Source organism: Paraburkholderia sp. GAS334, from assembly GCF_050436625.1.
GTDB lineage: Bacteria > Pseudomonadota > Gammaproteobacteria > Burkholderiales > Burkholderiaceae > Paraburkholderia.
The window spans coordinates 68,889-84,512 of sequence record NZ_JBNDMO010000012.1 but is presented as its reverse complement, the minus strand read 5'-3'; the positions used below and the strand labels follow the sequence as shown (position 1 = coordinate 84,512).

The following is a 15,624-nucleotide window of genomic DNA, read 5'->3' as shown; positions in this document are numbered from 1 at the left end:
TACCATATGTACGACCATATTGATTTTGTTTGGCACAGAAAGAGAGGCGTTCGTAGGGCGCGCGTCATGTCGGTTTTGAAGTCTCCCCACCAACGACGGGAGCCCCCGCCCGACTCTGTCGACGCAAATCGCCGAAGACCGCAGGTTGGACGTTGACGCAGTTGGCTAACTCCGCAAGCAGAATGAGCGAGCTCCCACGAGACCTACCACACCAGTCAGCCAAGTGATCGGTCGTCCATCTCCGTTGTTCGTGCGGCCGGATCGGACCTGCCGAATTCTCGTAAGGCTTACGCCTCGGCCCCTGGACGCGAGCTGACTGGCGGCAATCAACCGATAGTGCGCGGCAGGAAACGTTTGCTATGGGCGTCCAACGGCCTAGGCGGTTGGATTTTCGACAGCAGGCGGCACCGTCATCCATTGTGCCGTCGCCGGCGGAGCGATTGCGCTATAATATGTACGAGCGTACAATTTACGACCACCATCATGTCCAGACCGTCACACAGAGATACTCTCCTCGCCAAAGGCATGGGTGTCGTCCATGAGCACGGCTTCAATGGCGCAAGCGTGCGGGACATCGTCCAGGCGGCGGGAGTTCCACACGGATCGTTCACAAACCATTTCGCGTCCAAGGAAGCGTTTGGTTTGGAAGTGATTGATTTGTATTTTGCCGATGCTTGCCTTGACCTTCGCGAGACGCTGTGCAATGACGAACTCGCTCCACTGCTTAGGCTACGCAAATATATGGACGCGAGCATCAGGCACATAAGCCGGAACGATTCCCGCAACGGATGCTTATTCGGTAATTTCGCCATAGAGGCAGGCGACAGCAGCGAAACTATACGGCTGCGAATCGTCGAGATTTTTGCAGAAATCGAAAAATGCGTCGCCTACTGCCTGACGGCGGCAGTCAAGGCACGCGAGCTTGGTGCCGGCACCAATTGCGAGGAACTTGCCTCGTTTATCGTGGCTTCTCTGCAGGGCGCGTTCTTGATGGCAAAAGTGCATCGAGATCCCACTCCCGTCGTCAACTTCAAAGAGATCTTGTTCACGGTGATTCTACGCTGACCTACAAGGCACGTTGCGAGCCGGCAGACCGATCTCCGGCTCGCGATTCCTTCACCGTCATCACACTGCATCAGATCACGTAACCGGGCTAATGGTCCCCGAAAAGCAAAGTCGAGACTCGGCTACGCGAGCGGGTAAATGTCCGACCGACGATTCATACGGCTTGCCCAGCACAAAACACTTGAGTCAGTCAGCAGCCGGCGCAGCCCTTTTTTACGGTAATTCAGGCCACAGCCCAGGTCGCTAACGACCTCGACATCGGCGAAACCTGCGTCGATGCAATGACGCTCGGGCGGGCCGCCCGCGTCTTCAGCTGTCCGGCCTGATCGTGCGAGGAAACACAGGCACAGCAGCCGGTCCTGCCGGCGATAGCTGGCTCAGCGTCCAGGTGGCGCGTACCGTGTCACGCTGTTATCGCCGATGGCCGCCGACGGTCCGGCCGAACGGCATCAACAGGCCCTGTCGATGCAAGCGTCGCAGCGTGCCTACCGCTAGCCCAGTTCTGCCGCAGTCTCGCCAATTGATAAAAGTCGCATCCGATATCTCCACAAGGATACCGGGTGTAGAACCCGTTTTTTAACGCGATGGCCCGGTTTGAGCAGACCCAGCGCTTACTGCTACAGACCCGCGACGCCGCGCGTCATGACGCTGCTCCCTCACAGTGCTGTGCCGCTTTCCGAAGCAACGACGGCAACCATCACGGCCACACAGATTCTGTCAGTGTCACTTCCAGACAAGTTCTTTGGTCACGGCCTTGGTGCGTCGGGAACCGATACGGAATCGGTCGACGCACGAACGTACGGCATATCTCCACCTCGCGGCTGACCAGCTATGGCTTGATGAATACGCTAGTGTCTGGACGATTTAACAGGTCACGCTGTTGGGACACATCATTCTTAATTGGCAAGTTTTGTCAATGAAAGGGCAGATTTGGACATTGTCCGTAAAAGTCGCGAAGGCTACGATCAGCCCTTTGACCGCCCTGTCTCACCCCCGCCCTGCCCCGGAGCCTGGTCGAGCATGACAGTCAACCACTCGCAAAATGTGAAGGAGACGCGCGATGAGCTATACGGCGCCCATCAAGGACATGCTGTTCGTGATGCAGGAACTGGCGGATCTCGACGAGATCACTACGCTGCCGGGTTTCGAAGACGCTAATTTCGATACCGCTCAGGCTATCCTCGAAGAATCGGCGAAACTGTGCGGCGAAGTGCTGGCGCCGCTGAACGTTGAAGGCGACCGCAATCCCAGCAGTTGGAAGGACGGCGTCGTTACCGCAACGCCAGGCTTCAAGGGGGCTTTCCGGCAGTTTGCCGAAGGCGGTTGGCAAGGTGTGCAGCATCCGGTCGAGTACGACGGTCAGGGCCTGCCGAAGCTGATAGCTACCTCCTGCCTTGAAATGCTCAACGCGTCAAACCTCTCGTTCGCGCTGTGTCCGTTATTGACCGACGGCGCGATCGAAGCGCTGCTGACTGCCGGCAGCGAAGTGCAGAAACAGGCCTACGTGCCGAGGCTGATCTCCGGCGACTGGACCGGGACGATGATCCTCACCGAACCGCAGGCAGGCTCCGATCTCGCCCTAGTGCGCACGCGCGCCGAGCCGCAGGCCGACGGTTCATTCAAGCTGTTTGGCACAAAAATCTTTATCTCCTGGGGCGAACACGACATGGCGAAAAACATCGTCCATTTCGTGCTAGCGCGCACGCCAAATGCTCCCGAGGGTGTTAAGGGCATTTCACTTTTCGTGGTCTCGAAGTTTCTTATCAATGATGATGGCTCGCTGGGCGCACGCAACGACGTGCGTTGCGTGTCGCTCGAACACAAGCTGGGCATCAAGGCGAGCGCAACCGCTGTGATGCAGTTCGGCGATAATGGCGGCGCAATCGGCCATCTGATTGGCGAACAGAACCGTGGTCTCGAATACATGTTCATCATGATGAACGCAGCTCGCTTCGCGGTGGGCGTCCAGGGCGTCGCGATATCAGATCGTTCGTACCAGAAGGCGGCCGCCTATGCGAAAGAGCGCGTGCAAAGCCGCCCCGTCGGCAGTTCTGCAAAACAGCCAGTCGCGATCATTCACCACCCGGATGTGCGCCGCATGCTCGCAACGATGCGCAGCTTGACCGAGGCGTCGCGTGCGTTGGCATATGTAGCCGCAGCACATTGCGACATAGGCCATCACCATCCAAATGCAGCGACGCGAGCCGACCATCTGGCGATCTACGAATTCCTGGTCCCGATCGTCAAGGGCTGGACCACGGAGCTATCAATCGATGTGACCAGCCTTGGCGTGCAGGTGCATGGTGGCATGGGCTTCATGGAAGAAACAGGAGCCGCACAGTACTATCGCGACGCGCGCATCCTGCCGATCTACGAAGGCACAACCGCCATTCAGGCGAACGACCTGATTGGCCGCAAGACGGTGCGCGACGGCGGTGCGATTGCGAAATACCTGCTGGCCGGCATCGCAAAGACGGTCGAAGCGCTCGGTCGCCATCAGGGGACAGCGTTCGAGTCGATGCAAAAGCAGTTGGCGCAAGGACATCGCTCACTGGAAGCGGCTGTAGAGTTTGTCATCGCCAATATCAAGCGCGATCCAAATGCGGTGTTCGCAGGCAGCGTGCCTTATCTGAAGCTTGCTGGACTCGTCCTGGGCGGTTGGCAGATGGCACGTGCGCTGTTGGCAGCGGAAGAAAAGCGCGAGGAAGACCCATCGTTCTACGGCGCCAAGATCGCAACGGCGCAGTTTTACGCTGAGCATGTGCTTCCACAGGCCGCTGCGCTCGAAACGTCGATCGTCAGCGGGAAGGGAAATGAAGGCGTACTGGCTCTCGCCGAAGATCAGTTTTGATGGAAAACATTAAAAACTCACCCCATACGAGACTCATTGAGCAGTACGGTCCACGCGAGTCGATGGAATACGACGTTGTGATCGTCGGCGGCGGCCCGGCTGGCCTGTCCGCAGCGATCCGCCTGAAGCAGCTGGCGGCGGAAAAAGGCGCCGAGCTTGGCGTGTGCGTACTGGAAAAAGGCTCGGAGATCGGGGCTCATATCCTGTCGGGCGCGGTGATGGATCCGCGCGCCATCACCGAACTGATCCCGGACTGGAAGGAAAAAGGCGCGCCGCTGACGGTGGACGTGACCGAAGATAAATTCCTGTTCCTGACGGAAACCGGATCGAAAAGCGTGCCGACGTGGGCGCTGCCGGACAACTTCAAGAACCACGGCAATTACGTGATCAGCCTCGCGAACGTCACGCGCTGGCTGGGTCAGCAGGCCGAGGCGCTGGGCGTCGAGATTTTCCCGGGCTTTCCGGCTGCTGAGATTCTGTATAACGACGATGGCTCGGTCAAGGGCGTCGTCACCGGCAATCTGGGGATCGGCAAGGACGGCGAGCCGACCGAGAACTTCCAGCTCGGCATGGAGCTGCATGCAAAGTACACGCTCTTCTGCGAAGGCGCGCGTGGACACCTCGGCCGCCAACTGAACGATAAATTCAAGCTGCGCGATGGCGTCGATCCGCAGGTCTACGGTATCGGTATCAAGGAACTGTGGGAAATCGATCCGGCGAAGCACAAGCCGGGTCTGGTGATGCACACCGCGGGCTGGCCGCTGGAAAACGACACCTACGGCGGCTCGTTCCTCTATCACATGGACAACAACCAGGTGGTGGTGGGCTTTGTGGTCGGTCTGGGCTACACGAACCCGTACCTGTCGCCGTTCGAGGAATTCCAGCGTTACAAGACGCATCCGGCGGTCCGCGCGATTCTGGAAGGCGGCAAGCGGGTGTCGTACGGCGCGCGGGCGATCACCGCGGGCGGTCTGCTGTCGCTGCCGAAGCTGGTGTTCCCGGGCGGCGCGCTAGTGGGTGACGATGCGGGCTTCCTGAACGCATCGCGGATCAAGGGTTCGCATGCGGCGATCAAGACCGGCATGCTGGCGGCTGAGGCGGCATTCGATGCCGTGCAGGCTGGCCGCACCAGCGACGAGCTGACGGCCTATCCTGAGTCGTTCAAGACCTCGTGGCTGCACACGGAACTGCATCGTGCGCGCAATTTCAAGCAGTGGATGAGCAAGGGCCTGTACCTCGGTACTCTGATGGTCGGCATCGAGCAGAAGCTGCTGGGCGGCAACGTACCCTGGACGCTGCATCACCAGCATTCCGATCACGAGATGCTGAAACCTGCGTCGCAGTGCAAGCAGATCACGTATCCGAAACCGGATGGAAAGCTGACGTTCGACCGTTTGTCTTCAGTGTTCATTTCGAACACCAACCACGAAGAGAATCAGCCGGCTCACCTGACGCTGAAAGATCCTTCGGTGCCGGTGAACGTGAACTGGCAGACCTATGCCGGTCCGGAGTCACGCTACTGCCCCGCAGCAGTGTATGAGTTCGTAAAGAACGACGACGGCAGCGAGCGTCTCGTGATCAACGCGCAGAACTGCGTGCACTGCAAGACCTGCGATATCAAGGACCCGACCCAGAATATCGTCTGGATGACGCCTGAAGGTGGCGGTGGGCCGAACTATCCGAATATGTAGAGCGACCCGTCATTCCAGAGCCTTTGTCAGTTGAGAGGAACACACCTGTGCAAAGAGAAATCATGATCGTTTCTGGAGTCCAGACGGCAATCGGGACCTTCGGAGGCCCTTTGAAAGACGTCCCCCCACATCTCTGAATGCACTGGCCGTACGCGAATCGATGACGCATGCCGGTATCAGTGGAAACGAAGTTGGTCATCGACTGGTGCACTTCTGACCGTCAAGGCCATTTGCCGGTTGCGCCGTAACAGCGGGCGCTTTGCGCTCTTGACCATGTGCATCGGCGGCGGGACAAGGCATCGCTGCCATCTTCGAGAATCTACAGTGAGCGGGACGCAGCGTTGCGGGGCAATTCAACACAGGAGTGACATATGACGATCAAGACAGTCGGTACCCTCGGTGCCGGCACGATGGGCAATGGCATTGCACAAGCCGCGGCAATGGCAGGCCTGGACGCGATCATGGTCGACATCAGTGAAAAAGCGTTCCTAGAAGGCGTAGAGTCTGCCAGACGCAGCCTGGACAAGTTTGTCGCAAAGGGCAAGCTCGACACTGGCGCGGCACAGCTAGCTCTCGCGCGAATTCTAACGTCGAGAGACTACGAGAGCCTCGCATCCGCAGACATCGTTATCGAAGCTGTGACAGAGAATGTTGATACGAAGATCGCCTTACTGCGCAAAATTGAAGCTGTCGTCGGGAGCCACACCGTAATCGCAACAAACACATCGTCAATCTCAATCACCGCTCTAGGTGCAGCGCTGTCTGATCCGACCCGTTTCATCGGTATGCATTTTTTCAATCCAGTACCGCTGTTACCGCTCGTGGAAATCATCGAGGGCCTGCAGACACGCGCGGCTACAACTGAGAAAGTTCGAGAGCTAACGACGAAGCTGGGCAAAACACCGATTGTCGTAAAAAATTCGCCAGGTTTCGTGGTAAACCGCATCCTCCTTCCGATGATCAACGAAGCATTCTTCCTACTGGCCGAGGGTATCGCAAGCGCGGAGGAAATCGACGCGGGCATGCGATTCGGCGCGAGTCACCCGATCGGTCCGCTTGCATTGGCGAACCTCATCGGATTGGACGTATGTCTAGCAATTCTCGACGTCCTTGCACGCGACTTTGGAGACCCGAAATACCGCGCATGCCGCCTCTTGCGGGAACTGGTTGGCGCGGGGCACCTGGGACGCAAAACGGGCAAAGGCATCTACACCTACAGTTAGATTTCGGACGATCTGACCTGTGCCTGCGGTTCAACGTAGCTCACGATTGCAGGCTTGAACTCCATCCAACGAGAGCCGCATACCCGCCGTCAAAAAACGATCAGTTTGCTTATGATCAGCGGTCGCTTTAGGTCCTAGCTGGAGGAGAAGTGATCGCGCAGCAACCACGACGGTCACCGACGCCTCCGACACGGCATCAACGACTACGCGGGCATCGCAGCAGCTTCCGTAAGAATTTTCGGGTACGTCACACGACTGTCGCTATCGGAGCATTATTTCGACATACGATGCCGGTACAGATCTCTTGACTTCATATTGCATATCAACAATCGCACTCCACACAGGGATGTAAACGCGTATACGAATAACAACATGGCTTGAAACTTCAATCCATCACGGTCAACTCCATATGTTGCGCTGGCAGAGCGTCTAGTCTTCACTCAGATTTCATTAAATTGCAGGAGATTGGTGCCGTAAATTCGTATACCTTACTTTGCGAGTGCCCCCCATGCAGCATGATATGCAGTCAGAGCTGGAAGCTCCGCGAGTCAAAACCCTGATTTCCCGGCGTAGCTTGTCTGCTGTGTTCCAACCGATTGTCGACCTCGAAAGCGGATCAATCTGTGGGTACGAAAGTCTGGTTCGGGGACCAGCGACCACGCCACTTGAGATGCCAAATGCCCTGTTCACACAGGCGAAGGCAGAAGGTTGCTCCATTGACCTGGAGTGGGAGGCTGCGCAAACCTGTATCGAAGCCTTCGCACGCCTTCGGTGCGAAGGTAAGCTACTTCTCAATTTCAGTGCAGAAGCGCTTCAGCAGATTGTGGTTGAATCCAACAATCCACTTGATCTTCTCAAGGAGTCCCAGATAGATCCAGCGCGGGTCATGCTCGAGCTGACCGAACAAAGCATAATTCATGACACTGGCAAATTCCTTTCGGTGGTAGCAGCACTCCGGGCCGAGGGTGTACAACTCGCGCTGGATGACTATGGGACCGCGAATGCAAGCATGAACTTGTGGGTACGCCTGCGACCCGACGTTGTAAAAATCGATCGTTTCTTCATCCATGGGATCGCCAATGACTCGCTCAAGTTCGAGGCGGTCAAGGCAATGCAGCACTTTGCGAGAGCAAGCAGCACTCGACTCATTGCCGAAGGTATCGATAATATGGCAGACCTAGTGGTCATACGCGACATGGGCATCACCTGTGGCCAGGGATTTTACTTTGGACGACCCGATGCTCAGCCATTGCGCTCTATTGACCCTGGCGTAACCGCGTTGTTGCACAGCAAGCACATCGCGGTTTTTCCCGAGCCAACAAGGGACACACGCGCATTGCCATCGGGAGGAATGGCGGCCACGAAGATGCTGGTTCACGCACCTGCATTGCCGCGCCACGCAATCAACAACGATGTACTCGAGCTGTTTAACCGGCTCCCCGAATTGCACGCGGTCGCGATTGTCGAGAACGACCAACCGGTTGCGCTAATCAACCGGCGTGATTTCATGGATCGCTATGCCCTGCCCTATCATCGTGAACTGTTTGGCAAACGTTCCTGCCTACAATTCGCTCATGCATCGCCTGTGATCGTCGAGAAATCAATGGCGATCGAAGATATGGCCAAGCTCCTGGCAAGCGATGATCAGCGATACCTAGCTGACGGATTCGTGATTACCGAAAACGGCAAATATGCTGGTCTTGGCACTGGCGAAACCCTTGTGCGCGCAGTGACCGAGGCGCGCATCGAAGCCGCCCGTTACGCAAATCCACTGACCTTTCTTCCGGGCAATATCCCGATCAGTTCGCACATCACCCGCTTGCTCGACAATGACACCGACTTCCATGCCTGCTACGTTGACCTGAATCACTTCAAACCTTTCAACGACCAGTATGGCTACTGGCAAGGTGACGAGGTACTGAAGTTCGCTGCGACCGTACTCGCCACTATATGCGACCCTACCCGCGACTTTCTCGGCCACGTCGGCGGTGATGATTTCCTGATTTTGTTCCAGAGCGACGACTGGAAAGAACGCGTGCTGCGCGCAATCCACGCGTTCAATCGAGGCGCGCAGCGGTTCTATGCGCCGGCTGACCGTCTGGCCGGCGGTATTCACGGTGAGGACCGGCGAGGCAATGCTACTTTCTTCGATTTCGTCACCATGGCGATCGGCTGTGTGCACGTGGAGCCGACCGGCGGCCCTTCGCCATACAGCAGCGAAGAAATCGCGTCGATCGCCGCACTCGCGAAACGAGGCGCAAAGCAGCAAACCTCCGGACTCGTACTAATTGATGCTAGAGAGGCGGAAATCCTGCTGCGAGGAGACACTGGCATAAAACGTGAATCCAGCTAGCTAGAGCTTCCAAGCGAAGGACCTGCAATGGGACGATTGCTATTAGAGCAAGGGGGCGGTCCTTCTAACGACACTGCCAACGAAACGGGGATACGGCGCGACCCCGTTGGACAACGAGCGAGTTGAACGGTAGTGTAAGTATCCCTCGCAATCACGGAATGAAAGCATACAGTGAGGAATTATTTGAGAATCGGGCAGACGCATCCCTCAATGCCGTAATCATCAATCTGGCATCCTAGCCAGCCCCACTCCCGGACGCACGCCACCCGGCGCCGACTGGGACGATCTGGCTCACACGATGCGGCACTCCCTCATTCGAGACCTGCTGCGGGAACATGTATGAGTTGGCCGACGCTCTAAGCTAGTTACCAAGATGGAGAGGCTGGTACTCCGCTATTTCGGCAGCCGGTCGCGTCCGCAAGAGATAGCCTGAAAGAGGCTCTTCCAAATGCCGGCTGCCAAGCAATGCAATCTTGCTCGCCTCCCCTGCACGCGGCGGCCTGAAGAAAGGCGATCCGAACTAGCCGCCTTCGCCCCAGCCGCGCAGCTGCACGATTCGCTAGAGATAGGCGATTTGGTATGCCGCGGAGGGACAAGGGTATGTCCAATCCATGACCAGCCGACCCAATCGTGACCAACCAACAGGTCAAGCGCCGTGTGCCCGGAGTCGGATACCACGGGCGGGATTGTGCTCTTCCAGACATCAGAGGACGTTTGGCCTTCATGCAGCGAAACAACAGCCCGCCCGTCGTCCACGTCGAGACAAGCAATCTCTTGCTCCAGGTTTCCACACGAATGTCTAGACTGCTCTTCCGCTGAGGACATGCTGTTCCACTAAAAAAGGTTGCAAGTGAGCCGCCAGAAGCGCTTTTAATCAGACAGCGCGTTTGAAAATGTCGACCTGGCACCAGCTGCTCGCTTGACGAATTTTCAGGCTGTACCGTCGCACCGCGGCCACGACTGCCGAATCACAGCTATGCAAGACGCTGCTCTACCCCCGATGCGCGCTAAGTTGGTAGGACGCAATGCGCCTGCACACCGCCAAGCGTCTTCACCTGCATACGCCACGCTCACGAGCATGCTTGCGGATAATCTAAAATTCAGCAGAGACGTCGCGCGCTGTTTGGCGACAGCGACGCCGGATTCCCGCAGTAACGGGAAGGCGCTGACAAAGCTCCTGCTTCAGGCTAATTTCCGCAACCACTCTGCTATCGCGGCACCGATCTCGTGAGGGGAATCCTCCTGCAGGAAGTGGCTCCCTTTAACCGTCACCTCCTCCTGATTTTTCCAGGTGCGACACAACTCCCGCATATCACCAACGAGGATGCCACCCGGGTCGCCATTAATAAACAGCTTCGGAACATCCGTCTCGCCCATCCATCGTGAAAAGTCGTCAACAATTTTGGCCACCTGTTCTGGCTTCCCGTCAATCGGTATCTCACGAGGAAAAGTCAGGGTTGGTAGTCGGTCTTCTCCCGCCCGGAGGTAGGGTCGCCTGTATACGTTCATTTCGACCTCTGACAGTTCGCGGACCGTCCGAGCAGGAAGCAGCTTCTCGATAAAGACGTTGTCCCGCAATACCATTTCCTCACCTTCGGAAGATCGCAACCGTTCAAATGTGCTGCGGACAATCGGATCCATTTCGCTCAGCGTTCTGGTGCGCACCATCGCCTCCAGATAAGCAATGCCGCGTACCTCGCGAGCATGGCGCCGTGCCCAGTCCATTCCAAGCGCGGCCCCCCAATCCTGTACAACCAAAACCACGTCACGAGTCGCATCGACGCTTTCCAGGAAAGCATCGAGAAAACGTCGGTGCTGCACAAAGCTGTATCGATCCGCACCGCTTTCTTCGAGCTTTTCAGAATCGCCCATGCCAATGAGGTCTGGCGCAATGCACCGTGCGTAGGGTGCCACGTGTGGTATCACGTTTCTCCATATGTAGGAAGACGTCGGGTTTCCGTGGAGGAAGATGACCGGCCGCCCGTAGCCCACCTCCACGTACGCCATTTTTTTTCCATAAACTTCGCTGAAACGCTTAGGTTGCTCGTCGGTCGAAAACATCAGGTTCTCCATTGGTAAGGGTTTCCAGCGATCCCGAGACGTGTCGCGTGTGGACAGTTCCAGGCACCGCCGAGACAGCCAACGTCAGCGGCCATCGCAATTAGTCGAAGGCGGTTGCCAGTGATATGCGCTCCTGCTCAAGAAATGCAGAACGCCGCGTGCACGCCCAAGGCGCTCCCTAGAACACGCATCAGCAGGCCAGCCACCGAAGGAAATCCGACACACCCCTTACGCAAGCATGCAACAAGGGGCAAAAAAACTGAGTCACTTCTGACGCATGGCTACCGATCACATAAAGCTTTGCCTCAGGGCTCCCTCAACAGACAGCGGCTTCGAGGGGCAAAGCGGCAGACGCAGTCAGAATCGCTCGCTCTGCCGCCCGGTGTTGCGGCATGGCATGCTTCACATGATCGATCCACGCCCTGACCTTGGCGCCGAGATATCGACTCGGGGTATAAAGTGCAAAAATACTCCTCGGGCGGAGCGTAAACTCGGGAAGCACGCGAACTAGCGTTCCGTCGCATAGGGCTCTCACAGCCGAATAAGCAGGTACCTCGCCGATGCCCATTCCACTCTCAAGCGCAACTACCGCAGACTCCGCAACATTTACGCGAAAGCGTGTGGCAACCCTTATCGAGACCCGTTCCGCCCCTCTGTGAAGCATCCGCCCATCTTGCGGAACCGATGGAGTGTCAAGTTCGACGCAAGGCAACCTCTCAAGATCCTCTGGACGCTCCACTGTCGGATGGCGTAGAAGAAATTCTGGAGACGCGCACAAAATGCTCGCTGTGTCGCCAATATGCTGCGCGGCCAGCGCAGAGTCCTCTAGCCTCTCGGCTAAAACGATTGCCACGTCAAAGCCATCATCGAGCAAATTTGGCGTTCTTTGTGACAGAGTAAGCACGACGGAAACATCCGGGTATTCGCGCTCATAGCTTACGACGCAGGGAACAATACAATGTTGACCGATTCCATTGAACGCGTGAACCCGAAGCACGCCTGACGGCCTTAAGTGTGTACCTCGCGCCTCGTCCTCGGCCACGTCTACTAACCTCAGGATATGCGTGCATCGGTCCAGATACAGTTTTCCAGTCTCCGTTAACGCCATCTTCCTAGTGCTTCGATGAAGAAGCCTAGTACGCAATTGTCGTTCGAGCGTCGTAATAGCACGCGAAATGACAGAGGTATCGAAGCCCAGAGATTCGCCCGCACCAGTGAAACTGCCCGCTTCCACTACCCTCACAAAAATTCGCATTGCCTGCAACTTGTTCATTGCTATCCCATGCACTTTACCCAATGATTTCTGGGAAGAAGCCCAGTTTCGTATTTGTGCTCCGATCCACGAAACGTCCCTGATCCTTTCGTCTGATGTCACATCTGCAACCACATCGGAGCCCCAATATTCAACCTGTACGCGAGCTCAATCACTTCCCGCTCACGGTCACACCTCATTCTGTGCGTCAGGGCGGGTGATTATCGGACACAAGAGCGGCATCATATGTGGACATCTTAGGCGGTGGTGGTCGACAAGTTCATGATCCGACGCCATCTTTTACGCACCAACCATAACAATTCAGGGCAATGTCATCCTTCGCGATTTTGGCACCCATCTGGACGATTCCGACACCCAATCAAATTGACGCCGGATTCATCAACTATCCTCGAACCTGCCATTTCGATAGGATTCCTGATTCTATATGTGATATATAGCCACAAAAAATTCATAAATCAGACGACAGTCCGGTACCAAAAAATTATGGCGTATTCCGCGGCGGAGCGCTGTCAGAGCCATGCCTGACTGACACACGACGCCATGCGAAATAATATGTACAGTCATATTACTCGTCAAGCAGTTTCGGCGCGCGAACTTCACGTCCTATCGTTTGCGCCCGGTAAGGAAGAATAAACGTGACGCCGACCAAGTCGAGACGCGGATATTTTCGCTCCGCGCGCGCACCCAACGAGCAGAATGTATGCCGCACACGTTGCCTTGCTGACCGCTTGCATGCTGATACGCCCCGATCATGTATACGTCGGCGCGTTTCAGTAGGCGGCAAGTGAGACCTAGTGAGAAGTCGCTGATGTATCTCCGCTTGAATTCGTGTAGCCATCCGTCTGCAGAACTCGCTGACGATGCGCACATTGGCTTCATCACTGTGCTGCAGCACCCTGAGCCGAACAGAGTTGCGACTCGGCAAAATCGGCAAGCAGTGGAAACTATGCTCGCATCAAATATACCGCCGTAGTTTCAACCTCGCGACGCGTTCGTCTCTACACAGGCCTCACGGTGTTGCGATATGCGGTGGGCGTGCTGCCCGTCCAGTGTCGGAACGCGCGGTGAAATGCGGTCGGATTATCGTAACCGACTTCATAGGCGATCACTGCGATAGCATCGTCCGATCGGGTCAATCGCTGGATCGCGATGTCCCGTCGTACTTCGTCTTTGATTGCCTGGAATGTGGTGCCCTCGACCTCGAGCCGGCGGCAAAGCGTGCGCACAGAGTAGTGCAGTTGCTGGGCAACCGCCTCGATAGTTAGGGTCGACGGCAGTCCATCGGCTATGCACTGCCGCACGCGATGACAGACCATTTGCACCGCAAATGACTCAAAAATACAGTCTTCGGGCGCGCGGTGCAGAAACTCCTTTAGGTCCGAATTGCGTTGCCTTATTGGCATGTCCAGGTACATGACGTCGAAACACAAGCGCGTCGCTTCGTGACCAAATCGCACCGGCCCCGAAAACAAGTACAGGTGATCGCTGGTATGAGCGGGCCGCGCGAGTTCGAAATCGACCCCGATCAGCGGAATTCTGTGCCGGATCAGCCACGATGCCACCCCATGCACAAGCTTGAGCATCAGCTCCCGGCCGAGCATGCTCACACCGGGCCCGTCCGGGTCGGTTATGAGTTCGACGTAGCCCAATCCCTTCTCGCGCCGCGAGTCGAGTTTGAAATCGTCGAGAAGCAGATGAAAGAACTGGCAAAAGCGGTGGAGCGCGACCTCGAGTTTCGGTGCGTCCAGCAGGCCAAGACACAGAAATTTCAGCGTACCGCTGCGCATCGGACGGCTAAAAATACCAGGCATCTCGTCATCGAGCTCCGCCGCGAGCAGCCGGTAAAGCATTGAAAACTGCTCCTGAGTGACCCTCGCCTCGGGCTTGTGCAACAGTTCATACGGTATTCCCGAGCGCCCGGTGAGCCGTGCGACCGCCGCCCTGTCAACTCCAGATAGGAAGCCATTGACGACCGAAATCGGCACAGTAGCAGCAAGATTATTCAAGGTAGGCATAGTCGGGGCTACGGGTTGCCGAACGTATCCATAACGGAACGTTCGGCGTGAACGGCATGCGACAACGCGACGGCCGTACGAAGGTGGTTTAGCTCTTGCCTGTGTAAAATCCTGCTGTAACTACCGACGAAAAACGCTCACCACCCTGTAAGCGGCCCACACCGAATGCAGATGCCCACACTTCAGGCAAATCGGTTCGCGTGAACTCTTCCACCAGCCAAGACGCAGAGCCGTCTGCCCGTTCGGACGCAACAGCCAAGTTACCGAAATGACAGCTCGGATCGGGGCTATTCCGCTCAACCTCGCACCCTACTCCGCTTCAACTGAAAGGACACTGCAATCCGGTCTGCTGGATAGCATGTATCAGTAACTTCAAGCAGGCGGCCATCGGCACTTCTGTAGTGGCGGACGAGGCGAAGTCCTGCCGAACCAGGGTCGACACCGAGCGTATCTGCGAGTGACGCGTCGAGCAACGTCGCGGTAGCAACTTGTCGAATTTGATCAATCGGGCGCCCATACTGCCTTTCGATTATGGAGCTGATTAGCACTTCCGGGTGGCTGTAAATCTCGTCAACAATCCCGCCAAACGAAGGATCAATGTAAATATCCGCCCATGCAACTGGACTACGGTTTTTCCACACGTCGACGCGAGGACCCGACAGCCGGATCCATTGACTTCCAACAGGTGCCTCAAGACGACGCGCAGTCGCGCGATCGAGGGTAACGAGATCGGTCGTCTCGATCGCGCGAACTTCCGTAACTGCAACTCTAACCAGGTCGTCAACACTGTCAATCGACTGCGTGTACGCGACGGTTGGATTCGCGTTTTCGACAATCGTACCGACAGACTTTTTGCGCGAAATATAGCCGAGCTCCTGTACAAGCTTAAGTGCTGCGCGCACAGTGTGGCGACTAACACCATAACGCTGCGCCAACTCGTGTTCGGTCGGGAGCAAGCTACCAACAGCATGATGCCCGGCTACAATAGCCTTCACCAATATGCTGGCAAGTTCGCCATAACGAGTGTTGGCCGAGGCTGAATCAGGACTACGGTCTCTGGAAGGGACGTTCATGTGATCACGCGGCAGTTTG

At 56.6% G+C, this 15,624-nt stretch carries 9 protein-coding genes and 2 pseudogenes; 6 read left to right on the top strand and 5 right to left on the bottom strand.

Annotated features, from left to right (window positions below; translation table 11 throughout):
* Positions 1-483 precede the first annotated feature (483 nt).
* The 6 genes and pseudogenes from P3T21_RS22220 (at position 484) to P3T21_RS22195 (ending at position 9,183) form a co-directional block, all read left to right on the top strand.
* Positions 484-1,065 (top strand): TetR family transcriptional regulator C-terminal domain-containing protein, encoded by a 582-nt coding sequence (locus tag P3T21_RS22220; RefSeq protein ID WP_429258100.1) that lies wholly within the window; start codon positions 484-486, stop codon positions 1,063-1,065.
* 1,060 nt (positions 1,066-2,125) lie between these two features.
* Positions 2,126-3,916 (top strand): acyl-CoA dehydrogenase, encoded by a 1,791-nt coding sequence (locus P3T21_RS22215; protein WP_429258099.1) that lies wholly within the window; start codon positions 2,126-2,128, stop codon positions 3,914-3,916.
* Positions 3,916-5,607, top strand: coding sequence for a 4Fe-4S dicluster domain-containing protein (locus P3T21_RS22210; protein ID WP_429258098.1), 1,692 nt, complete (start codon positions 3,916-3,918; stop codon positions 5,605-5,607). The genes P3T21_RS22215 and P3T21_RS22210 overlap by 1 nt, the downstream gene beginning before the upstream one ends.
* 198 nt (positions 5,608-5,805) lie before the next feature.
* Positions 5,806-5,935: pseudogene (locus tag P3T21_RS22205) on the top strand (acetyl-CoA C-acyltransferase); the annotation flags it as partial.
* A 43-nt stretch (positions 5,936-5,978) separates the two neighbouring features.
* Positions 5,979-6,830, top strand: coding sequence for a 3-hydroxyacyl-CoA dehydrogenase NAD-binding domain-containing protein (locus P3T21_RS22200; protein ID WP_429258097.1), 852 nt, complete (start codon positions 5,979-5,981; stop codon positions 6,828-6,830).
* Between the two features lie 508 nt (positions 6,831-7,338).
* Positions 7,339-9,183: an EAL domain-containing protein gene (locus P3T21_RS22195; RefSeq protein ID WP_429258096.1), complete on the top strand. Its 1,845-nt coding sequence runs from the start codon at positions 7,339-7,341 to the stop codon at positions 9,181-9,183.
* Positions 9,184-10,365: 1,182 nt separating this feature from the next.
* Here P3T21_RS22195 and P3T21_RS22190 read toward each other — a convergent pair.
* The 5 genes and pseudogenes from P3T21_RS22190 to P3T21_RS22170 form a co-directional block, all read right to left on the bottom strand.
* On the bottom strand, positions 10,366-11,256 hold the full coding sequence (locus tag P3T21_RS22190) for a haloalkane dehalogenase (protein WP_429258095.1): 891 nt from the start codon (positions 11,254-11,256) through the stop codon (positions 10,366-10,368).
* A gap of 304 nt (positions 11,257-11,560) precedes the next feature.
* On the bottom strand, positions 11,561-12,499 hold the full coding sequence (locus tag P3T21_RS22185) for a LysR family transcriptional regulator (RefSeq protein WP_429258176.1): 939 nt from the start codon (positions 12,497-12,499) through the stop codon (positions 11,561-11,563).
* A gap of 735 nt (positions 12,500-13,234) precedes the next feature.
* Positions 13,235-13,350 (bottom strand): annotated as a pseudogene (locus P3T21_RS22180) (porin); the annotation flags it as partial.
* Between the two features lie 165 nt (positions 13,351-13,515).
* On the bottom strand, positions 13,516-14,532 hold the full coding sequence (locus P3T21_RS22175; protein ID WP_429258094.1) for an AraC family transcriptional regulator: 1,017 nt from the start codon (positions 14,530-14,532) through the stop codon (positions 13,516-13,518).
* A gap of 296 nt (positions 14,533-14,828) precedes the next feature.
* A complete protein-coding gene (locus tag P3T21_RS22170; protein ID WP_429258093.1) occupies positions 14,829-15,605 on the bottom strand; it encodes a GntR family transcriptional regulator in 777 nt (258 codons plus the stop codon).
* Positions 15,606-15,624: the final 19 nt, after the last annotated feature.